Origin of the sequence: uncultured Fibrobacter sp. (assembly GCF_937877005.1) — a bacterium.
Lineage (GTDB): Bacteria > Fibrobacterota > Fibrobacteria > Fibrobacterales > Fibrobacteraceae > Fibrobacter.
In genome coordinates, this window is sequence record NZ_CALEFV010000009.1 from 1 (window position 1) to 19,481 (window position 19,481).

Consider the following 19,481-nt stretch of genomic DNA (forward strand, 5'->3'; position numbering starts at 1 on the left):
CAAGTTGCTAAGTGCTGTCCGCCTTTAGGCGAGGGGGTAGGAGGCAACGCAGTGCCGCCGAGGGGGAGCCTTCCCCCTACCAATTTGATATGAATTTCTCTCTCATCCCTAACCACTAACCACTGTTTACTGACCACTTTTCCTATATTTTCTACGCAAAAATTTTTAACAAGGATATTGTTATGGCAAAGATTGCTATTCTCGGTTACGGTAACCTGGGTCGCGGTGTGGAATGCGCCGTGAAGCAGGCTCCCGATATGGAACTGGTCGCCGTTTTCACGCGTCGTGACCCCGCTACGGTCAAGATCCAGACGGCAGGCGTTCCGGTGCTGAACGTTTCTGAAATGGAAGCCTGGAAGGATAAGGTGGACCTGCTCATCATTTGTGGCGGCTCCGCTACCGACCTGCCGGTGCTCACCCCGAAGTACGCCGCCATGTTCAATGTGATCGATTCCTTCGACACCCACGCCAAGATTCCGCAGCACTTCGCTGCCGTTGACGCTGCTGCCAAGGCTGCCGGCAAGATTGCGATGATTTCTGTGGGTTGGGACCCGGGCATGTTCAGCCTGAACCGCGTGTACGCCCAGTCCATCCTTCCGGAAGGCAAGGACTACACGTTCTGGGGCAAGGGTGTTAGCCAGGGCCACAGCGACGCCGTCCGCCGCATCAAGGGCGTGAAGAACGCGAAGCAGTACACCTGCCCGGTGGAAGCGGCTCTCGAAGCCGTGCGTAGCGGTTCCATGCCGGAACTCACCACGCGCCAGAAGCACACGCGCCTGGTTTACGTGGTGGCCGAAGAAGGTGCCGACAAGGCCTATATCGAAAACGCCATCAAGACGATGCCGAACTACTTCGACGAATACGACACCACGGTAAACTTCATCAGCGAAGAAGAATTCAACAAGAACCACAGCGGACTCGCTCACGGCGGTTTCGTGATTCGTACCGGCAAGACTGGCATGAACTTGGAACACACCCACGTGATCGAATACAGCCTGAAGCTTGATTCCAACCCGGAATTCACGACGAGCGTTCTCGTGGCTTACGCCCGCGCGGCACTCCGCATGAAGGCTAACGGAGAGACCGGTTGCAAGACTGTTCTCGACGTGCCGCCTGCATACCTCAGCACTCTGAGTGATGAAGAATTGCGCGCACACTGCTTGTAAATGAATGTTTGAAACATTAAAAAGACCCGTGAAAACGGGTCTTTTTTTATGAAAGGGGAACGGTTATCAGCTCTTCTTCTTTGAAAGAAAGAAAATGATCATCATGATGAGTGTTGCCAAGATGAATATGGACGATGAAAATGTATGGAATGAAAACGAATCGGTTTCCATCAGCAACAGTGAGCAGGCATCGCAGGCAACTGAATATACCGACATTGCTGTAAGGATGGTCAATATGGTTTCCATCACCCTCGACGAATTGGACTGATTGGTGCTATCGGACCCGTTTGCTGCATTTAGGAGATTTGTCTGTCCTTTTTCGAACAGGTCTTTTCTGAAATCGCTTAGGCCCTCGCTTTGGTTCAGTAGGGTGATTTCATTCTGGTCTACGGTTTGGCCTCTGAGCATCAGGCCGATATCCATGATAAGCATGTTGTCGCGGTTTACGATATGCCGGATGATTTCTGTTGGAATCTTCTTGCCGTCTGTAAGCATCTATTCCTTGATGGGGAAGGGCTTGATTCTTGAATCAATTTGCCAGTTTAGAACGAAAAGTAGCTTTGTCTATACCTATATATGGTTTTTGGGGAAAGATATCTTTTTCTAAGGCTTTTAGCAAGTTCTTTTTTTTTATCTGGTTTGTGTTTTCTAAATTTCTCCTTGCAAAAATTCAAAAAAGGATAAATCATGCGCGATCAGTTCGAAAGCCCGCTTATCAAGCGTTACGCCAGCAAGGAAATGAGTTTCATCTTCAGCCCGCAGTACAAGTTCCAGACTTGGCGCAAGCTGTGGATTTACCTCGCCGAATCCGAAATGGAACTCGGCCTCCCGATTACGCAGGAGCAGGTGGACGAACTGAAGGCCCACGAGAAGGATATCAACTTCGAAGTCGCCGAAGAAGAAGAAAAACGCCGCCGTCACGATGTGATGAGCCACGTCTACGCTTACGGCGTCCAGTGCCCGAAGGCGAAGGGCATCATTCACCTGGGTGCGACCTCCGCATTCGTGGGCGACAACACCGACCTTATCCAGATGCAGCAGGCCATGATTCTCGTGCGCAAGCGCCTTTGCCGCGTGATGGACAAACTTTCCAAGTTTGCTATGGAATACAAGGACATGGCCCAGCTCGGTGCCACGCACTTCCAGGCCGCCCAGCTCACCACCGTGGGTAAGCGCGCTTGCCTCTGGCTCCAGGACATGCTCATCGACCTCGAAGAATTGAACTTCCTCATCGAAGTGCTTCCGTTCCGCGGCGTGAAGGGCACGACCGGTACGCAGGCCAGCTTCATGGACCTGTTCAACGGCGACGAAGAAAAGATCATGGAACTCGACCGTCGCGTGACCGCCAAGGCGGGCTTCAAGCGCGTGCTCACCATCACCGGCCAGACCTACACTCGCAAGTGGGACAACCGCGTGAACCAGGTCTTGAGCTCCATCGCTCAGAGTTTGCACAAGTTCGCTACCGACATGCGCCTCATGCAGGGCGTCAAGGAAGTGGAAGAACCGTTCGAAAAGACACAGATCGGTTCCTCTGCCATGGCTTACAAGCGTAACCCGATGCGTAGCGAACGCATTTGCTCCCTGGCCCGTTTCGTGATGGCCCAGGTGAACAGCACCGCCTTCACTCAGGCAACGCAATGGTTCGAACGTACGCTTGACGACAGTGCGAACAAGCGCCTCGCCATTCCGGAAGCATTCCTCGCTATGGATGCCATGCTCATCATCGCTGAAAACGTGACCAACGGCCTCGTCGTTTATCCGAAGGTTATCGAAAAGCGCATCATGGCCGAACTCCCGTTCATGGCTACCGAAAACATCATCATGGAAGGCGTCAAGAACGGCGGCGACCGTCAGGAACTCCACGAAGAAATCCGCGTGATGTCCATGGAAGCGGGCAAGGTCGTGAAGGAACAGGGCAAGGACAACGACTTGCTCGAACGCGTTCTGAAGAACGAAAAGTTCCAGAAGCTCGGCATCACCGAAGAAAAGCTCAAGGAAATCCTCGACCTGCGCAAGTTCGTGGGCCGCGCTCCTGGCCAGGTCGTGAAGTTCGTGACCGAAGAAGTCCGCCCGGCGATTGAAGCGATCCCGGATTGGGCTACTATCGACGCCGGCGAATTAAAAGTGTAATTTGCCTTATTGCCGTCGCGATACGGCATCGCATCGACTTACTCGGCGTACGACTTGTACGCCTTCGGTCGCTGCTCTTGGTCTCGCTAGGCACTAAGTCAAATTACTCGTTAGCATAAATTCATTAGTTTCGCATTTTTTTAGAAATCGCTTTGGACTGGTTCTAAAGCGATTTTGTTTGGCTAGGTTTTAGGCGAATTGCGTTCTAAAGCGATTTTGTTTTTATATGAAACGGAGTGTTCTATAAACACGCTGGTCTTGTGGAAACTTGTAAAAAAATGCTTTTGCGGGTCAGTTTTTTGCTTTTTTAGTTTATATTTTTGTGTGTTGAGGAGAAAAACTTATGGATATCAAAAAAGCAAAAGTTTTAGGCAACCGCGAATGGTCGCCTTCCACGCAAAAGAAGCTCGCCTCGATGCTTGGGGTGTCTGCGGCTACAGTGCTTGCCAGTGCGGCGCTGACGGCATGCGATACGACTTCGGCTTCCAGTGGCGATGATGTAGAACCCACATCTTCCGAGCAGACGACTTGCGGGGAAATGCCTTGCGATTGGGAGTATAATGAATCCAGTTCGTCGGTGGCACAGTCCAGTTCTTCCCAGACTAGGCTTTCTTCCAGCAGCTATGAAATTGACTCGCTCGAAGTGACTTCGGGCGAGGTAATTCCGCCGGAATATATTGAACCGGAATCGGGCTCCAACATTGATACCGGACATCTGGAATCTTCCAGTTCGTCATACCGACGAATTGAATCGAGCTCTACGACGTCTGGCCTGCCACATTCCTCTAGCGATGCAATCCAGCCTTCTTCCTCCTCTTCTATGGAATTGGTGCCGCTTGCGGGCGACCCGGTTGTACCTGAACAGTAATTTTCGTCAATGAACCTGGTTCTTTCTCTAACGGAACGGTGTAACCTGCGTTGCACCTACTGCTACTACAAGGTGAGCCATGAGACCCGCAGCCTGGTGATGTCGAACGACATTATGGAGGCGGCGATTAGGCTTGCTTTTGAACGCACTCTTTCGCTGAACCAGCGTTTTTTGAACATCACTTTCTTTGGCGGGGAGCCGTTACTTTGCATGGAATCCATCCGCAGGGGAGTGGAGCTTGCGAAAGGCTTGGTGCATGAACAATTTGGCGAAGACGTTTTGCTCGGACCGCCGACTTCGAATACGACGTCGCCGAAGTTTCGCCTGCGTTTTGCTGTCAACACGAACGCTACCTTGCTGAACGAAGATATCATCGAGTACCTGAAGCGCGAAAAGTTCCGTATCTACCTCTCGCTCGACGGTCCGGAGTCGCACCACAATATCTGCCGCAGGCAGGTGGGCGGGGCGGGCTCCTTCAAGCTGATTGAGCCGCATATTCCTGTGCTCACCAAGCTCGATACGGTTGTGCTTTCGGTGGTGACCCGCGACAACATGCGCTCGCTTTCCGATGCGGCCCGCTGGATACAGGCGCAGGGGTTCAGGAACATGACCGCCGCCGTGGATTTCGACGGCAAGTGGACGGGGGAGGAATTCGATGTCCTTGCCGCAGAATACACCGAGATGGCCGAGTTCTGGCTCGAACTCAAGCGCAAGAAAGTCCCCTTCTATTTGGGGACAATCCAGGATAAGCTGAAGTTCAGGCTTACGGGGCTGCGCCACCGCACGTCCAGCTGCCAGGTGGCCGAGGGCATTGTCGCCTGCGCTGCGAACGGGAACTTATTCCCGTGCACGCGGTTTATCACAAGCAAGCCGGATGCTCCCTACATTTTGGGCAATGTCTTTGACGACCCAGCGCACATCTGGAACGGAGCGGTGGCCCGCGATATCCTGGATTTCTTCAGTCGCGACAAGGAAGACTGCAAGGGTTGCGCCATACGTTTTCGTTGCCACGCGCATGAATGCGCCTGCACGTCGTTCTATTCCACGGGCAGCATTCACGGGGTTTCGCCCGAGGTATGCACGCACGAACGCATGCTCGCCGCAATATGCGATGATGCCATATGTGGTGATTTGTAATAAAAGGACTCTTTGGGAGTCCGTTTATTCTCCGGCTGCAATCCACGCAACACAAAATGTCGCAAGAGTCGCCGTGAAGCTGATGGGTATCATCAAAACACCCGCATAGATTCCGCCGAGCAGGTCATCGGCCATGACTCCCCAGGCTTTGGGAAATTTTTCGAAGCGGTGAATGCCTAACGGCTTTAGAATATCGAAAAATCGGAAGAGTCCGAACCCTAAGGGGAGTGTGATGTAGGGAAGCGTCATGATGATGCTAGGATTGATAAAGGCGAATGTCATGAATATTCCACAGACTTCGTCAATCACGATCCAGCCGGGGTCTTCTGTGCCCGTGTCTTTCATCGCCTTGTTCACGAAGGGAATAGCCCCGAAAAAGACGATGAGGGAGGCGATTAAAAATAAGGGGTTGAATCGAATGTCGCCAAAAAGCTTTACCGCTAAAATCGCCATGGGATAGGCTACAATCGCAGCGGCGAGGCTTCCCATGGTGCCGGGAGCCTTGGGTGACATTCCCGAACCAAAGAAGGTGGTTACCATTATAGACAAGAAATCGGTGCCCCTCCACTCGTGGGGAACGCGATTCTTTCCATATTTTTCTTTGAGTTCCTCGCGGTTCACGAGAAATTAGTTGTCCTCGTATTCAGAACTTCCCCAGCCATCGAGGTCGCCCGCAGCGCGACCCAGCGTAGCACCGCCGAGGATTTCATCGATACCCTTGTCTTCGGAGTCGTCCTCTTCGTCCTCGAAGATGGACACCTCGTCCAGTTCGGTATCGTCGTTCGGAATAATCGGGTCATTATCAAGGTTACCGAGAGATTTTTTACGAGCCATATTTTCTCCTTAAAAGGCGTTTTCGTATTCTTTATCGCTATTGTATAAAATTTTTTCAAAAAAAGGTGATTTTTTTTGAAAAAAAGTGATTTTTTTTACGAAAAAGATTGCTTTTAAAAGGGACTTCTCCTTTTTTCTCGGAGAAGTCGCTTTTTTGGGCTAAAAATAACGATTTACTCCCATTGCGACTGTGCCTCGCTCGTCGCGTGTTCGCGCGCCTCGACTATGAAAACATGCGAGCATGTTTTCGCAGCACTCGGCTCCGCTGTCCCTTTGCGTCCGTTGTTCCAACATGTGCAATCGTCTGTTCCAACATTTTTGCCACCCTGTTTGAACCCTTCGTCTGCAACTTTATTTACAATCAGGTTTCGAACCACCGTTGCCACCCCGTTGCAAAAGGCGGCTCCTTTGGTCCGAAGCAATCGCTTGAAACCCTTTTGTAACCTGGGTTTGAACGGGGTTTCAACCCTTGGTTCAAACCGTGTCGCACCCCAGTTTCAAACCCCGTTGCAAACAAAAAAAAACACCGAGATGTTACTCTCGGTGTTTGCAAACTTGGATTGGAACCGTGGTTCACACAAGGTGGAACGGTCGGTGCAAAGTTACATCCGCGCTATTCCCACTCAATGGTTCCAGGGGGCTTGTGGGTCACGTCGTACCACAGCGAGCCTGCGCCTTCTGCTTCGAACTTGCGCCAAAGACCTGCGAGCATTCCTTGGTCGATTTCGGCGAAGTTTGCGGTCATGGCTTCGGTGGAGTTCACCGGGCGCATCACGATGCAGGGCTTGTTAGCCGTGCGGAGCGGCACGAGAACCACAGGCATCTGCCAAATCTTTTCGTACAGGTCGTTTGCCTGCAGAAATTCAGTGCAGATGTTGTCGAACTTGCGGAGCGTATCGAAGTTTTCGCGCGTGGCGAACTGTTCCACAAGTTTCGGGTCTTCATCGGCAACGCTACCGATCTGGTAAATTACGCGGTTGATTGCCTTGAAGCGGTTGGCCAGTTCGGTCGAGAACTTTTCGCAATCCTTCCAGCTGAGGCCCGGAGTGGTGATGAGGAACGGCTGTGCGTAGGTACGGCCGTCGCCTTGCACGCCCACGCTCTTGATGGGGAGCAGGCGGCCCGCAATGTTGTTCGCCTTCAGGTAGTCGGCGAGGGACTGACCAGCGGTGTCCTTCACATCTTCGAACTTCACCATGTCGCTTGTGAGCTTGCCTTCGCTGCAGAGCAGGCGAACGCCGAGACCCGGACCCGGGAACGGGTGACGCCACACGAGGTTGTGCGGAATGCCCAGTTCTTCGCCGAGGGCGCGGACTTCGTCCTTGTACAGGTCGGCGAGTGGTTCCAAGACGAGGCCCTTTTCCATGAGGTCCAAAACTTCCTGCACGCGGTTGTGGTGCGTTTTGATCTTGTCGGCGTTCTTGGTGCCGCCGCTTTCGATGGTGTCGGGGTAGATGGTGCCCTGCGCCATCATCCACTGGTTAGGATCGAGGTTGAGCTTCGCCATTTCCTCGTCCTTCACCGTCAAGAATTCCTTACCGATGATGCCGCGCTTGGTTTCCGGCGCAGTCACGCCCTTGAGCTTCGCGAGGAAGTGTTCGCTGGCGTCGCGGACCTTGAGGTTGTTCATTCCCTCGGCCTTCAAGAATTCCATAATCTTTTGGGATTCGCCGAGGCGCATCATGCCGTTATCCACGTGCAGGCCCAAGACCTTTTCCGGTCCGAGCACGCGGTTCAAGAGCACGAATGCGACGGTGGAGTCCACGCCGCCGGACACAAGCAAGAAGACCTTGCGGTCCTTGACCTGTTCCTTGATGCGTTCCGTGATGAGCGGCAGGTAGCTCTTCATGTTCCAGGTCTTCTTCGCGCCCGTGAAATCCACGAAGTTTTCGAGTAACTTCATGCCGAACTTGCTGTGCGTGACTTCGGGGTGGAACTGGATGCCGAAAATCTGGCGTTCGGGACTCACGCTATCGAAGGCGACGGCGGCGATTTCGCAGTCCTTGGTGCTCGCTACAATCTTGTAGCCCTCGGGGAGCTTCGTCACCTGGTCGCCGTGGCTCATCCACATGGGCGATGCCTTCGGGAGGCCCTTCAAAAGCGGGCACTTTTCGTCGCCCACGATAAGGTCGGCGATACCGTATTCCTTCACCTTGCCCGGTTCCACGTGACCACCCAGCTGCTGGGCGATAAGCTGGTGACCGTAGCAGATGCCGAGCTTCGGCACCGGGAGGTCCAAAATTTCGGGATTGTATTCCGGGGCGTCGGCTGCGTACACGCTCGATGGGCCGCCGCTGTAAATGATTCCCTTCACGCCTTCGAGTTCGCTGACGGGAGCGGCGGGGGAGTGGATTTCGGTAAACACGCCCAGGCGGCGCACGCGGTTAGCAATCAGGTGGGCGTACTGCCCGCCAAAGTCCAAAACTGCAATAGTATCGACGTTTTTCATACAGTCTCAAAGATAGAAATTTACTCGACTGCGCTCATTTCGCGGGCAAGTTGAATCAGTGTCTGCACGCCGAATCCAGTCGCGCCGTATTCGGTGTATTTCCACTTCTTGTCGACGAATGCGGTACCTGCAATATCCCAGTGCGTCCAGGCGGTGTTTTCGGGCACGAATTCCTGGAGGAAGAGTGCTGCAGAAATGGCACCTGCGTCGCTGCCGGTATTCTTGAGGTCGGCGAAGTGATCCTTGAGCGCGTCGGCGTATTCTTCTTCGAGCGGCATGCTCCAGAACTTTTCGCAGCAGGCTTCGCCGCAGTTGATCACCTTGAGGCCAAGGTCGTCATCGTTGCTGAAGAATCCCGTGACGGCGTAACCGAGAGCGCGGACCATGGCGCCCGTAAGGGTGGCGAGGTCCACGATGTGCGTTGCCCCGATGAGGCCCGCTTCGGCAAGTCCGTCGCTTAAGACCAGACGGCCTTCGGCGTCGGTGTTGTCGACCATGACGGTCTTGCCGTTCTTGGCAGTAAAGATGTCGCCCGGCAGCACGGACTTATTGCCAATAGCATTTTCGGCGAGACAGCAGACGGCGCTCACGCGAATCGGGAGCTTGAGCGTTGCAATGGCCTGAATGGCGGCGAGCGCGGTCGCTGCACCACTCATGTCGCTAATCATTTCGGGCATGGATTTAGGCGGTTTCAGGCAGAGGCCGCCGGTATCGAAGGTGAGACCTTTGCCGACAATCACCAAGTGGTCCTTGGAGGTGCGCTTGCTGGGCTTGTATTCGAGCGTAATCATGTGCGGCTCGTGCGAGCTGCCCTTGCCGACGGTCACGTGGCCCATGAAACCTTCCTTTTCGAGCTGCTTCATGTTGCGAACCTTGATGGAGAGGCCTTCGGTGTACTTGGCGACGGTCTTTGCGCGTTCCACGAATTCGGCGGGGTAGAGGTCGGATGCACTTGTGTTGATCAAGTTCTTGGCAAGCGTAATGGCCTTCTGTTCTACGGCCACGTCTTCGGCAATCTTCTTGAATTCCTTTACATGTTCGCCGGCGACGATTTCGTAGGTCACCTGGAAGTTCGGCTTTTGCTTGCTCTTGTAGGCATCGAACTTGTAGTCGGCGTAATGCAGGCCGTGCAAAATGGCCTTGAACTGTTCATCAGCAGCGTCGGCGAGGAACAGGCTCACGCAGGGAATCTGCTTCTTCATTGCCTTCTTGGCGAGGCGGTAGGCGGCCATACGCAGGTGGTCGAGGGCGGAAAGGCCGCGCTCCTTGGCGGCGTCTACAAAGAAGGTGTTGCAGCCGTCGATTTCGAGATATTCCAAATCCTCGAAGGGGCCTTCCTTCATGCCCTTCAGAATGGTTTCGACCTGTTCTTCGCCTTCGGGGGAGAGAACTGTGGAAAATTGAACAGACTCTTTGACATAAAACAGGGCGTATGCCTTGCTGTCGACGTTTTTGAGATTTTCGGAAGAAACAATATTCAGATTCATGCCCCAAATGTAGTAAATAGTAGACTGGAGGTGGTAGGCAGAATGCTTCGGATTATAGGTGGCACTTGGTACCTATTTATTGCCAGCTCGTCGCATTTTTGGGGAATCCTTTTGCAATTTACCCAAAAAAATGCTATAATAAAGTTGAAAAATGGAGGTTCTTATGAATCACAAACTTACCGGATTTATTACAGTTCTTGCCCTTTCGGCGATGTCTTTTGCGCAGGCTCCTGCCGCCGCAGCACCCGCTGCCGCCCCTGCTGCAGAACCCGCCGCCGCCCCTGCCGCAGCTCCTGCTGCAACTCCTGAGGTGGCTCCCTCTGCCCCGGCAGAACAGAATGCCCCTGCTGCAGTAGAACAAGCTACTCCCGCTACAGAAACCGCTGCAACTCCAGCCCCAGCCGAAGCAGTTCCTGCAGCTGAGCCAGCTCCTGAAGCAGAAGCCGCTCCGGTTGCTGTCCGTGGTGGAGAGGCTCCTGTTGCCGAACCGGTCGAAGAACCTGCGGTAACGGTAGCGCCCAAGGCAGTACGCGGTGCTGATGCTGCATCTTCCTCCGAAGCGGTTGATCGTTATCGTAATGCTAAGACGGTCTATTATGAAACGGTCTATACCCGCGAAGATGGTGTCCCGGTTCGCACGGTTTATGTTGCTCAGCGTGAAAGCAAGGATACGGTCACGATGGACAAACTCATGGGTCTTTATCCCATGAATTTCAAAATCGGTGGATTTGGATCTGTCGGTGCTTACCAGATATCCGGAAACGAATGGGATAGCGACCATTATGACGGCCTGAACTGGAAGGCGGGTGTCATGTCCATTATTCCGTTGAACGAATACACGATGGGCGTCAAGTTCGGTGTGCTGTACGAACAGAGCGAAGCTAGCGAATCGTACTTGATTAACGATGTCCCGACGAGTTTCAAGTTCAGACAGAAGAAAATCGATGTCCCGGTCCTGTTTACCTTCAAGGCTGCGAATTCAAGAGTTTACTTCGATCTTGGTGCCGAACTGAGTATTCCCCTGTACGACAAACTCAGTGTGTCTTACACGAATAACAGCAACAAGAAGGTTAAGAACCGTATTGACTTGATGGATGAGAATTTCCGTAATTCCCTAGATTGGGGATTTCTCTTTGGATTATCCATCATGGCGAACAAGTATGTATCTTTGGACATTCATGCGGATCTCGGACTTTCCAATATGTACGAAGGACACATGAAATATATGAACATGGATCTGAACTCTTCCTCGTTTAATGTCGGTTTGACTCTCTATCCGTTCTAGTCTATGATACTTGCTATTGTTGCTGTAATTGTTGGCTTGGCCGTTCTCGTCTGGAGTGCGGACAAATTTGTAGATGGTGCCGTAGGTGTTGCTGAATTCTGCGGCATGTCCACGCTCCTTATTGGCATGGTTATTGTTGGTTTCGGAACCTCTGCTCCGGAACTTACTGTGTCGGTGATTTCGGCGGCACAAGGCAATCCGGAACTTGCTCTGGGAAATGCCTACGGCAGCAACATTGCGAACATCGCGTTGATTCTGGGGGCGACCGCATTGATTTCGCCAATCTTGATGCAGCGTTCCGTGCTTCGCGGGGATTTGCCGATTCTGATTGCCGTGTCGATTCTTTCGATTGTGCTGGTGTGGGACGGTAGCGTGGTACGCTGGAATGGCGTACTTTTGTTGGTTGTCTTTGCACTGGTCATGGTGTACAGCATTTGGCGTGAACTGCGCAAGGCGCATGCCGAGGCAACAGAATCGGTCGAAGAAGAGTCTGCCGAAAAGGCTTCTTTGGGCAAGTCCATCATGTGGCTTGTTTTGGGGCTTGCCTTGCTGGTAGCAAGTTCCCGTGCTCTTGTCTGGGGTGCGGTTGAAATTGCCCGTACGCTTGGCGTGAGTGACTTGTTGATTGGCCTTACCATTGTCGCTATTGGTACGTCCTTGCCGGAATTGGCGAGTTCCATTGCTGCCGCCCGTAAAGGCGAAAATGACCTTGCTCTGGGCAACATTATCGGTTCGAACTTGTTCAATACGCTAGCCGTGGTTGGCCTTGCGGCGATTGTTTCGCCGATGGACGAAATTGAAAAGGCTGTCACTTATCGCGACATGCCCTTGATGATTACTTTGACCGTTGCCTTGATTGTGCTTGGCTTTAGGCGTAAAGGCGATGGTCGTTTGAACCGCATTGCCGGCGCTATTCTTTTAGCCGTTTACATCGGCTACCTCGCCCTGCTTATCGTGCAAGCGAAGGGCTAAATCAAAAAAAATTCGAGCTTTCCGATATACGTTTCCGAAATCTGAAATCTGAATTCCGAAATCCGAATTAGTTTGGCGGGAAGAACAGGTAGGCGATTGCGATTGCAGCAATCACGCCGGCAGCATCCGCTATCAGGGCGCATGTAACGGCGTGGCGAGTCTTCTTTACTCCTACGGAACCGAAGTACACCGCGATAATGTAGAAGGTCGTATCGGCGGCTCCCTGGAACATGCAGCTCAGGCGGCCTGCAAAGCTGTCCGGACCGAGAGCCTTCATGGCGTCAATCATCATGCCGCGGGCACCGCTACCGCTCAAGGGTTTCATGATGGCGGTGGGGAGGGCGGGTACGATGTCGTTACCCACGCCGCAGAGTCCAAGAATCCAGGAAACTCCGTTCAGCAACAAGTCCATGGCACCGCTTGCACGGAATACGGCTACGCCAACAAGAATGGCGACCAGGTTCGGGATAATCATGACGGCGGTATGGAAACCGTCCTTAGCGCCTTCGACAAAGGCTTCGTAGGCTTGTACCTTCTTGTAGACGGCTAGCCCGAGGAAGGCGACGATGATGCCGAACAGGGCGATTCCGCTAATCAGGAGACTTGTGGTACCGATGGCTTCTGCCGTCAGGTGGCTGAAGTAGACCATGATGGAAATAACGCAAGCAGAAAGTCCGCCGAGCCAGGCGACCGTTACCGGGTCCTTGAGTTTGACTTTCTGGAAGAAGCTGAGGGCGACGATGCCCGCGATAGTGCTGAAGAATGTAGAAAGCAGGAGCGGAAGGAACACGTCGCTCGGATTGGCAGCTCCCATTTGGGCACGGTAGGTCATGATGCTCACGGGAATGAGCGTAAGGCCGCTCGCGTTCAGCACTAGGAACATAATCTGGGAGTTGCTGGCGACGGTTTTGTCTTCGTTCGGATTGATTTCCTGAAGCTGCTTCATGGCCTGTAAGCCCATCGGGGTGGCGGCATTGTCGAGACCGAGCATGTTCGCGCTGATGTTCATGAGCATGGTGCCAATCACCGGGTGGTTTTTCGGAATTTCCGGGAAGAGCCTGCTGAACAGTGGCGAGACAATTTTGGCGAGAATCTGGACTGCGCCAGCTTTTTCGCCAATCTTCATGATGCCGAGCCAAAGCGAAAGGATGCCGGTAAGGCCGATGGCAATTTCAAAAGCGGTTTTCGACATGTCGAAAGCGCCAAGGATTGCCTTGTTGAAAATGCCGGAATCGCCGAAGGCGATCCACTGGACCATGCAGGCGACGAATGCGCCAAAGAAAAATACGAGCCAAATGATATTTAAGACCATGCTGTAAAAGTAGCAATAAAAAATCGGGCTGACAGAATTGTCAGCCCGACGGATTCTTTTTACGAATGGCTACGATTAATAGTCGTATTCGTAATCGTAGTTGTACTCGTCATCTTCGTCATCGACCATCAGGTAGTCGCTGAGCACCTTATCGCAGGAGATACCATATGCGTAGAAGGTGAAATCAGAAGGCATGCCCAGTTCGGTGAAGGAACATTTTTTGCCGCCTGTCGGACATTCGTCTAAGGTTTTTCCCTTATTGGCAGGAGTGCAGTCTTCCAGCATTTCGGAATACGTTTTCGACATTTCGACACACATGACATCATCGGTTTGCATGCACGCGCCTGCAATGTTCTTCTTTTCGGAAGGACCTGCCGGAGTGCTCGGATCTTCTTCGGGATCCGTGGGCTGGAGGGTTTCGTCGTCTGCAGGAACATTGTTGATGCGGGAACCCGTATCACCCTTGCCGGAACAGCCGACGAGGAACGCCAAGGCGGTACCGATTGTAATTTTTGCGAGAATATTCATGATAATCCTCTTTGTTAGAAGATGAAGAATACGCCCAGGTTACCAACAATTCCGCTCCAGGATGTAGCGTTGAGATTGCTAGCAACGGAAGCTTCGATGGCCAGATTGTTGTAGGAGAAGCGAGCTCCGCCGTTAGCATAGGTGCCTTCGGTGGCCATGCTGATGATGGACTTGTCGTCGGTGTAGGCTTTGCCTTCGATGGATTCGCTTCTCAGTCCGAAGATGTTCCAGAAGTAGCAGGCTTCGGCAAAGATCATCCAGTTTTCATTGAAGGCATACTGGCCCAAGATGTTCGGAATGGTGTAGAGACCGATATCGAAGACATTGTTCGTGGTGTTGCCATCTTCAATTTCGTCGTAAATCATGACCGGGACTCTGGAGTTCGTTCCGATGAAGACCTGGGCGTTGGCGGAATTGAACAGAGGAATGGCAAAGTTGAAGTACGGCTCGATTTCGATACGGGAATCAGGATTGGTGACTTCGGTAGAGGTGTTGGCTCTCTTGGTCTTCAGGAAATTCTTGTGACGAAGGAAGTCCAAGCCGAATGACCAGAAGAAGTTCTGTGCGGAAGGTCCGTTGGACAGGTTCAGGTTGGCTCCGATATCCCACTTGTCGTTGTCGTCTTCTCTCTTGGCGCCGTCAGCGGTGATTTCGGTATCGACTTCGTCATCGAAGGTGTACCAGTAGACATTACCGGTAATGTCCATGCCTCCGAGCAGGGCGCCGAACTTCACGCGGATGAGGTCGCCATCGCCAGTCGTAGAAACATCGGTCGTTGTCTTGATATCATCATCCTTTTCTTCGTCGGAAGACCACTGCTTGTCGAGGGCGAAGTCCACGGCCAAGCCGAAGTTCTTCAGGGCGAAACCGGCGGTCACGACATTAGGATTGCCTGCGTCGAAACCGAACAGGTAGGTGGTGCTGCCCTTGGTCACGGCGAGAGCGGCATTGGAGCCCGAGGGCTCGACATAGACCAGGTTGCGACCATTCATCTTGTAGACGGCGTTCATGTCGCCACCGATAGTGGAGGCGCCTGCTTCGCTACCGACCATGTTGTATGCGTTGCCGTGCAGAATGTTGAAAATACCTTCAGCGCTTGCTGCGGGAGCTACTTCCTCGGCGACCGGTGCCGGAGCGGGAGCCGGTTCCTCGGCCTTAGGTGCAGATGCGACCGGAGTCACGGCCGGTTCGGATTCTTCCTGTGCTTCGGCTGTAGTTTCTTCTGTCTGCGAAGATTCTTCCGTTGTATTGTTTTCTTCGTAATCCTGAGCTACAGCTGCAGAAAATGCGAGAGCGGATGCAATGGAAATAAGCTTTATATTCATGTTAATCTCCTAATAATTAAGTCGTGACTAAATTAGAAAAATTTGTAATAAATTTAAAGGATTGGCGAAAACTTTTTTTAATAAAAAAGGTCCCTTTCGGGACCTCTTCAAATACATGAAAAATGCATTTAAGTTGACTTTTACTTCTTCGGCTCAATTTTTTCCATGCCACCCATGTACGGGCGAAGCACTTCGGGGATCAACAGCGAGCCGTCCTTCTGCTGGTAGTTGTCGCAGATGCCCACCATCACGCGCGGAGTGGCGAGGCCGGAACCGTTCAGCGTGTGGACGTAGACGTTCTTGCCGTTAATCTTCGTCTTGATGTTGGCGCGGCGTGCCTGGTAGTCTTCGAAGTTAGAGCAGGAGCTGACTTCGAGCCACTTCTTTTCCACCGGGGCGTAGACTTCGAGGTCATAGCACTTGGCGGCACCGAAACCGAGGTCACCCTTGCAGAGGGCGAGGCGGTGGTAGGGCAGTCCCAGCTTTTCCAGGAGCTTTTCACCGAAGCGGGTGAGTTCCTCGTGGTCTTCGTAGCTGTGTTCCGGATGGGCGAAGTAAACCATTTCCACCTTGTTGAACTGGTGCAGACGCAAGAGACCGCGGGTGTCCTTGCCGTAGGAGCCAGCTTCGCGGCGGAAGCAGGCGGAGTAGGCACAGATGTGCTTCGGGAGTTCGGATTCCGGAATCACTTCGCCGGCATAGAGGTTGGTCAGAGGCACTTCTGCGGTCGGGATGAGGAACAGGTCGTCGTCCTTGTCGCAGCGGTACATGTCTTCTTCGAACTTCGGGAGCTGGCCCGTGCCGCGCATGGTGTTGCGGGTCACCAGGTACGGAGGCGTGAATTCTTCGAAGCCAGCCTTCTGGTGTTCGTCCAGGAAGAACTGGATGAGGGCGCGTTCCAGGCGGGAACCGAGACCGCGGTAAACCGGGAAGCCGGAACCGGAAATCTTCGCGCCACGTTCGAAGTCGAAAATGCCGAGGCGTTCGCCCAAAGTCTTGTGGTCCACGCGGGCAAAGTCATCGTTCTTGGTGTAGTAGTCGGCCGGAATCGGGCCGTCCTTTTCCACCACGTTGTCGCTAGAGTCCTTGCCTTCCGGGGAGCGGGGGGCGATGTTCGGCACATGCATGAGCATTTCGGTCTGCTTGTAGTCCAAATCCTTGAGCTTCTTGTCCAGCTCGTCGATCTTGTCGCCCAGGGCGCGCATGGCGGCCACGGCTTCGTCGGCATTCTCGCCCTTCTTCTTGAGGTCGCCAATCTTCTTGGATTCGGCGTTGCGTTCGCTCTTGAGGCGTTCCACTTCGGTGAGGAGCGGGCGGCGTTCGTTGTCGATGGCGAGAACGTCCTTCAGGCTCACTGTGGTGTACTTCTTTTCGGTTTCAGCAATGTAGTATTCCGGATTTTCGCGGATTTTCTTGATGTCAAGCATTTTATGCCTCGGATGATAAAAATTTTACGCGGGTAAATTTAGCAACTTTTCGCCTGTTGTGTTTTACAACAACACAATTTAGTGACAAGGAGTAGACCTTTTGTAAGATGGATATATATTATACGATGGTGTATAGAGTAACAAAACTCAAAAAGGAATTCCAAGGAGATAAAAATGAAATTCCCGTTGTTACTTTTATTGTCTGCAGCCGCGTTTTCGTTTGCCCAGTGGGGCGGTGGTGGCGGAAAAACCATCAATGACTACAAGAAGGTCTCTATTTCGGGCAGGGATGTTCATGTGTACGCTCCGAGCGGCCTTGCGGCCAAGAGCCCCTTGCTCCTTTCGTTCCATGGCATGAACCAGGATCCTGGCTACCAGCAGAATAACACTCACTGGGAGGCGGTTGCCGATACGGCGGGCTTTGTCGTGGTGTATCCGAGGGGTGGCGAAGGCTATTCTACATGGGATATCGGCGGAGATAAAGATACCAAGTGGATTTCGGAAATCATCAGCCAGATGATCAAAGATTATGACATTGACCCGAAGCGCGTATACATGTCGGGCTTCTCGATGGGCGGTATGCTTAGCTACCATGCCATGGGAAAAATTGCCGACAAAATCGCCGCATTCGCGCCGTGCTCTGGCTATCTGATGCAAGGAGCGGGAGTTGCCATGCGTCCGGTTCCGATTTTCCACACGCACGGCACCGGCGATGATGTGGTGGGCTACGACGGTCTCGAGAACAACTTAAAATCTTATCGTCAGCAGTTTAATTGCCCCGCGCAGGCAGAGGTGCAGGAAAACTGGCCGCATCAGGGGGACAGGGCGACACTTTATACCTGGGGCCCATGTGACGATGGTGTCTACATTAAGCACTTAAAACTTCAGGGGCGCGGTCACATGCCTTCACAGAATGAAGTTTCGGACATCTGGAACTTCGTGAAACAATTTTCATTGGACGGAGCCAATATTACGCCGCCCATCGAGATTCCGACCAACAGAGATTCCGTGTTTAATGGAACTTTCTCGGATTCCTTAAAACTAGCCGGCTGGAACCTGCAGCAGCACAGTGGCGAAGGCTCCCTGAAGTTTAGCGAAGGCAAGGCTGAAATCAACGTGACCAAGGTTGGTACAAACGCTTACGATGTCCAGATGATTCAGAAGGGCTTGCACTACGAAAAGGGTCAGAGCTATAAGCTCACCTTTGAAGCCTATGCGTCTGTGGCAAGGACTCTCGAAGTGAATCTCGAAAAGGATACCGACCCCTGGACTAGCTACATTGGCGGCGGAAAGACTTTCGATCTCGGTACTGATAAAAAGACTTATGAAATTGTCTTTACCATGGAAGAGCCTACCGACGAAGATGCTCGCATCTCCATTAATGCGGGACTTGCCACGGGCAGCGTGTTCATTGACAATGTGGTGCTTTCCAAGGCCAGTGCGGGCGATTTGACCGGAATCGCCAACAAGGTTACCGTGTTGAATGTCGAAAGGACCTACAGCGTGTACAACATGAAGGGCGCCTTCGTATGCAAGCTGAAGGGGTCCCGCATGGGCGATGTCCAGGCTCAGCTGAACGCGCTGAACCTTGAAAAGGGACTTTATGTCGTGAAGGATGGGCTTGCCAACCGCGTATTCTCGGTAAAGTAGCCTGTTTTTAAAAGGATGTTTTAGGGCTCTCGGAAAACGCCGGGAGCCTTAAATTTTTCTACATTGGCGGTATGTTCTCTAGGAATTTGTCGCGATGTGTGCTTGTCGTCTTGCTCGCTTTTATGGCAAGCCTCATGTCTAGTTGCTACAGCTTTACGGCATCGACTTTGCCGAGCCATATCAGGACGGTCAAGATTCACGAAGTCGAAGACAAGACGCTTGACCCTGTACTTGCAAACAATATCCGCGAAGGTGTTGTTGAAATGTTCCGCAAGAATGCTGGTGGCGTGCGTTTGGTTAATCAGGATGCGAATGCTGATTTTGAAATGACACTTTTGAGCTATACGAACAAGCCCGAAAACTACAATAGCAATAGTGATGTGGAAACCTACCGCGTCACGATTCGCGTGAGTGTCAAGTTCTATGACAATGTTAAGGAAAAGGTCATTTACGAATCGAAGTCGTTAAGTGCCGACGGCACTTACGATGTCCAGGCAAACGAAACCGAAGACCGCCATGGGCAGACTCGCGCCATCGAAAAGATGCAGGATCTGATTATCACGAACGCCCTTGCAAAATGGTAACTGCTTCGCAGTGCGATAATAGTCAGGGCTGCCCTTGCAAAATGGTAATCGCTTCTCTATAAAAATGCACAGCCCACGGAACGCGGGCTGTGCTAGGGGTTGGTTTGGAGTATTTTCAAAGATAGATAATCAATCTAATCTTGTGTAGTTACTTTTTTTCTTGTGTGATGTCGCTCACGGTGACGCTCTCCTCGTTCAACAGGGCTTCGGTCAAGGTGCTGCCTTTGTAGGTCAGTTTGAGCGAAAAGAAAGGTGCGCCCCTTTCGAGTAGAGCCAAGAAAATGAGGTCGCCGTCCCAGTGGGGGAGTTTGGCCACATCTTCCTTGG

General features: G+C 52.5%; 17 protein-coding genes. 8 read left to right on the forward strand and 9 right to left on the reverse strand.

What is annotated here, in order from left to right:
• Positions 1–182: 182 nt before the first annotated feature.
• The gene (locus Q0628_RS00405; protein WP_298767443.1) at positions 183–1,166 is read left to right on the forward strand and encodes a diaminopimelate dehydrogenase; all 984 of its coding nucleotides are present in this window, start codon (positions 183–185) and stop codon (positions 1,164–1,166) included.
• Positions 1,167–1,232: 66 nt separating this feature from the next.
• Here Q0628_RS00405 and Q0628_RS00410 read toward each other — a convergent pair whose 3' ends face one another.
• A complete protein-coding gene (locus tag Q0628_RS00410; protein ID WP_298767446.1) occupies positions 1,233–1,661 on the reverse strand; it encodes a hypothetical protein in 429 nt (142 codons plus the stop codon).
• A 192-nt stretch (positions 1,662–1,853) separates the two neighbouring features.
• On the opposite strand from Q0628_RS00410, the gene purB reads away from it, so the two are divergent.
• The 3 genes from purB to Q0628_RS00425 all read left to right on the forward strand — a co-directional run bounded on the left by purB (position 1,854) and on the right by Q0628_RS00425 (position 5,301).
• Positions 1,854–3,296 (forward strand): adenylosuccinate lyase, encoded by a 1,443-nt coding sequence (gene purB, locus Q0628_RS00415; protein WP_073188285.1) that lies wholly within the window; start codon positions 1,854–1,856, stop codon positions 3,294–3,296.
• Positions 3,297–3,639: 343 nt separating this feature from the next.
• Positions 3,640–4,164, forward strand: coding sequence for a hypothetical protein (locus Q0628_RS00420; RefSeq protein ID WP_298767450.1), 525 nt, complete (start codon positions 3,640–3,642; stop codon positions 4,162–4,164).
• Between the two features lie 9 nt (positions 4,165–4,173).
• The gene (locus Q0628_RS00425; RefSeq protein WP_298767452.1) at positions 4,174–5,301 is read left to right on the forward strand and encodes a radical SAM protein; all 1,128 of its coding nucleotides are present in this window, start codon (positions 4,174–4,176) and stop codon (positions 5,299–5,301) included.
• A gap of 24 nt (positions 5,302–5,325) precedes the next feature.
• Here the strand turns inward: Q0628_RS00425 and Q0628_RS00430 are convergent, their stop codons facing one another.
• The 4 genes from Q0628_RS00430 to Q0628_RS00445 all read right to left on the reverse strand — a co-directional run bounded on the left by Q0628_RS00430 (position 5,326) and on the right by Q0628_RS00445 (position 10,071).
• Positions 5,326–5,841 carry a phosphatidylglycerophosphatase A gene (locus tag Q0628_RS00430; protein ID WP_298767478.1) on the reverse strand — a complete coding sequence of 172 codons (516 nt, stop codon included), beginning with the start codon at positions 5,839–5,841 and terminating at the stop codon, positions 5,326–5,328.
• An 87-nt stretch (positions 5,842–5,928) separates the two neighbouring features.
• Positions 5,929–6,135, reverse strand: a complete 207-nt coding sequence (locus Q0628_RS00435) for a hypothetical protein (protein ID WP_298767455.1) — start codon at positions 6,133–6,135, stop codon at positions 5,929–5,931.
• Positions 6,136–6,748: 613 nt separating this feature from the next.
• A complete protein-coding gene (gene guaA / locus Q0628_RS00440) occupies positions 6,749–8,584 on the reverse strand; it encodes a glutamine-hydrolyzing GMP synthase (protein WP_298767457.1) in 1,836 nt (611 codons plus the stop codon).
• 20 nt (positions 8,585–8,604) lie between these two features.
• Positions 8,605–10,071 (reverse strand): M17 family metallopeptidase, encoded by a 1,467-nt coding sequence (locus Q0628_RS00445; RefSeq protein WP_298767460.1) that lies wholly within the window; start codon positions 10,069–10,071, stop codon positions 8,605–8,607.
• Between the two features lie 163 nt (positions 10,072–10,234).
• Here Q0628_RS00445 and Q0628_RS00450 point away from each other — a divergent pair, with 163 nt between their 5' ends.
• Both Q0628_RS00450 and Q0628_RS00455 read left to right on the forward strand, forming a co-directional pair.
• Positions 10,235–11,356 carry a porin family protein gene (locus tag Q0628_RS00450; RefSeq protein ID WP_298767462.1) on the forward strand — a complete coding sequence of 374 codons (1,122 nt, stop codon included), beginning with the start codon at positions 10,235–10,237 and terminating at the stop codon, positions 11,354–11,356.
• A 3-nt stretch (positions 11,357–11,359) separates the two neighbouring features.
• Positions 11,360–12,328, forward strand: a complete 969-nt coding sequence (locus Q0628_RS00455) for a calcium/sodium antiporter (protein ID WP_298767464.1) — start codon at positions 11,360–11,362, stop codon at positions 12,326–12,328.
• Positions 12,329–12,395: 67 nt separating this feature from the next.
• Here Q0628_RS00455 and Q0628_RS00460 read toward each other — a convergent pair whose 3' ends face one another.
• The 4 genes from Q0628_RS00460 to serS all read right to left on the reverse strand — a co-directional run bounded on the left by Q0628_RS00460 (position 12,396) and on the right by serS (position 16,920).
• Positions 12,396–13,640 (reverse strand): nucleoside recognition domain-containing protein, encoded by a 1,245-nt coding sequence (locus Q0628_RS00460; RefSeq protein ID WP_298767466.1) that lies wholly within the window; start codon positions 13,638–13,640, stop codon positions 12,396–12,398.
• A 75-nt stretch (positions 13,641–13,715) separates the two neighbouring features.
• The gene (locus Q0628_RS00465; protein ID WP_298767468.1) at positions 13,716–14,168 is read right to left on the reverse strand and encodes a hypothetical protein; all 453 of its coding nucleotides are present in this window, start codon (positions 14,166–14,168) and stop codon (positions 13,716–13,718) included.
• A gap of 14 nt (positions 14,169–14,182) precedes the next feature.
• Positions 14,183–15,493 carry a hypothetical protein gene (locus Q0628_RS00470; protein ID WP_298767470.1) on the reverse strand — a complete coding sequence of 437 codons (1,311 nt, stop codon included), beginning with the start codon at positions 15,491–15,493 and terminating at the stop codon, positions 14,183–14,185.
• Positions 15,494–15,633: 140 nt separating this feature from the next.
• Positions 15,634–16,920, reverse strand: a complete 1,287-nt coding sequence (gene serS, locus Q0628_RS00475) for a serine--tRNA ligase (RefSeq protein ID WP_298767472.1) — start codon at positions 16,918–16,920, stop codon at positions 15,634–15,636.
• A gap of 174 nt (positions 16,921–17,094) precedes the next feature.
• Between serS and Q0628_RS00480 the strand changes: the two genes are divergently transcribed.
• Together Q0628_RS00480 and lptE are read left to right on the forward strand one after the other, a co-directional pair.
• Positions 17,095–18,570 (forward strand): carbohydrate binding domain-containing protein, encoded by a 1,476-nt coding sequence (locus Q0628_RS00480; protein WP_298767474.1) that lies wholly within the window; start codon positions 17,095–17,097, stop codon positions 18,568–18,570.
• Between the two features lie 71 nt (positions 18,571–18,641).
• Positions 18,642–19,154 carry an LPS assembly lipoprotein LptE gene (lptE, locus tag Q0628_RS00485; protein ID WP_298767476.1) on the forward strand — a complete coding sequence of 171 codons (513 nt, stop codon included), beginning with the start codon at positions 18,642–18,644 and terminating at the stop codon, positions 19,152–19,154.
• Positions 19,155–19,481 lie beyond the last annotated feature (327 nt).

What these genes read in the sequence shown, in the direction of transcription:
- Q0628_RS00405 (WP_298767443.1), top strand. Translation starts at nt 183, where the DNA reads ATGGCAAAGATTGCTATTCTCGGTTACGGTAACCTGGGTCGCGGTGTG.
- Q0628_RS00410 (WP_298767446.1), bottom strand. Translation starts at nt 1,661, where the DNA reads ATGCTTACAGACGGCAAGAAGATTCCAACAGAAATCATCCGGCATATC.
- purB (WP_073188285.1), top strand. Translation starts at nt 1,854, where the DNA reads ATGCGCGATCAGTTCGAAAGCCCGCTTATCAAGCGTTACGCCAGCAAG.
- Q0628_RS00420 (WP_298767450.1), top strand. Translation starts at nt 3,640, where the DNA reads ATGGATATCAAAAAAGCAAAAGTTTTAGGCAACCGCGAATGGTCGCCT.
- Q0628_RS00425 (WP_298767452.1), top strand. Translation starts at nt 4,174, where the DNA reads ATGAACCTGGTTCTTTCTCTAACGGAACGGTGTAACCTGCGTTGCACC.
- Q0628_RS00430 (WP_298767478.1), bottom strand. Translation starts at nt 5,841, where the DNA reads ATGGTAACCACCTTCTTTGGTTCGGGAATGTCACCCAAGGCTCCCGGC.
- Q0628_RS00435 (WP_298767455.1), bottom strand. Translation starts at nt 6,135, where the DNA reads ATGGCTCGTAAAAAATCTCTCGGTAACCTTGATAATGACCCGATTATT.
- guaA (WP_298767457.1), bottom strand. Translation starts at nt 8,584, where the DNA reads ATGAAAAACGTCGATACTATTGCAGTTTTGGACTTTGGCGGGCAGTAC.
- Q0628_RS00445 (WP_298767460.1), bottom strand. Translation starts at nt 10,071, where the DNA reads ATGAATCTGAATATTGTTTCTTCCGAAAATCTCAAAAACGTCGACAGC.
- Q0628_RS00450 (WP_298767462.1), top strand. Translation starts at nt 10,235, where the DNA reads ATGAATCACAAACTTACCGGATTTATTACAGTTCTTGCCCTTTCGGCG.
- Q0628_RS00455 (WP_298767464.1), top strand. Translation starts at nt 11,360, where the DNA reads ATGATACTTGCTATTGTTGCTGTAATTGTTGGCTTGGCCGTTCTCGTC.
- Q0628_RS00460 (WP_298767466.1), bottom strand. Translation starts at nt 13,640, where the DNA reads ATGGTCTTAAATATCATTTGGCTCGTATTTTTCTTTGGCGCATTCGTC.
- Q0628_RS00465 (WP_298767468.1), bottom strand. Translation starts at nt 14,168, where the DNA reads ATGAATATTCTCGCAAAAATTACAATCGGTACCGCCTTGGCGTTCCTC.
- Q0628_RS00470 (WP_298767470.1), bottom strand. Translation starts at nt 15,493, where the DNA reads ATGAATATAAAGCTTATTTCCATTGCATCCGCTCTCGCATTTTCTGCA.
- serS (WP_298767472.1), bottom strand. Translation starts at nt 16,920, where the DNA reads ATGCTTGACATCAAGAAAATCCGCGAAAATCCGGAATACTACATTGCT.
- Q0628_RS00480 (WP_298767474.1), top strand. Translation starts at nt 17,095, where the DNA reads ATGAAATTCCCGTTGTTACTTTTATTGTCTGCAGCCGCGTTTTCGTTT.
- lptE (WP_298767476.1), top strand. Translation starts at nt 18,642, where the DNA reads ATGTTCTCTAGGAATTTGTCGCGATGTGTGCTTGTCGTCTTGCTCGCT.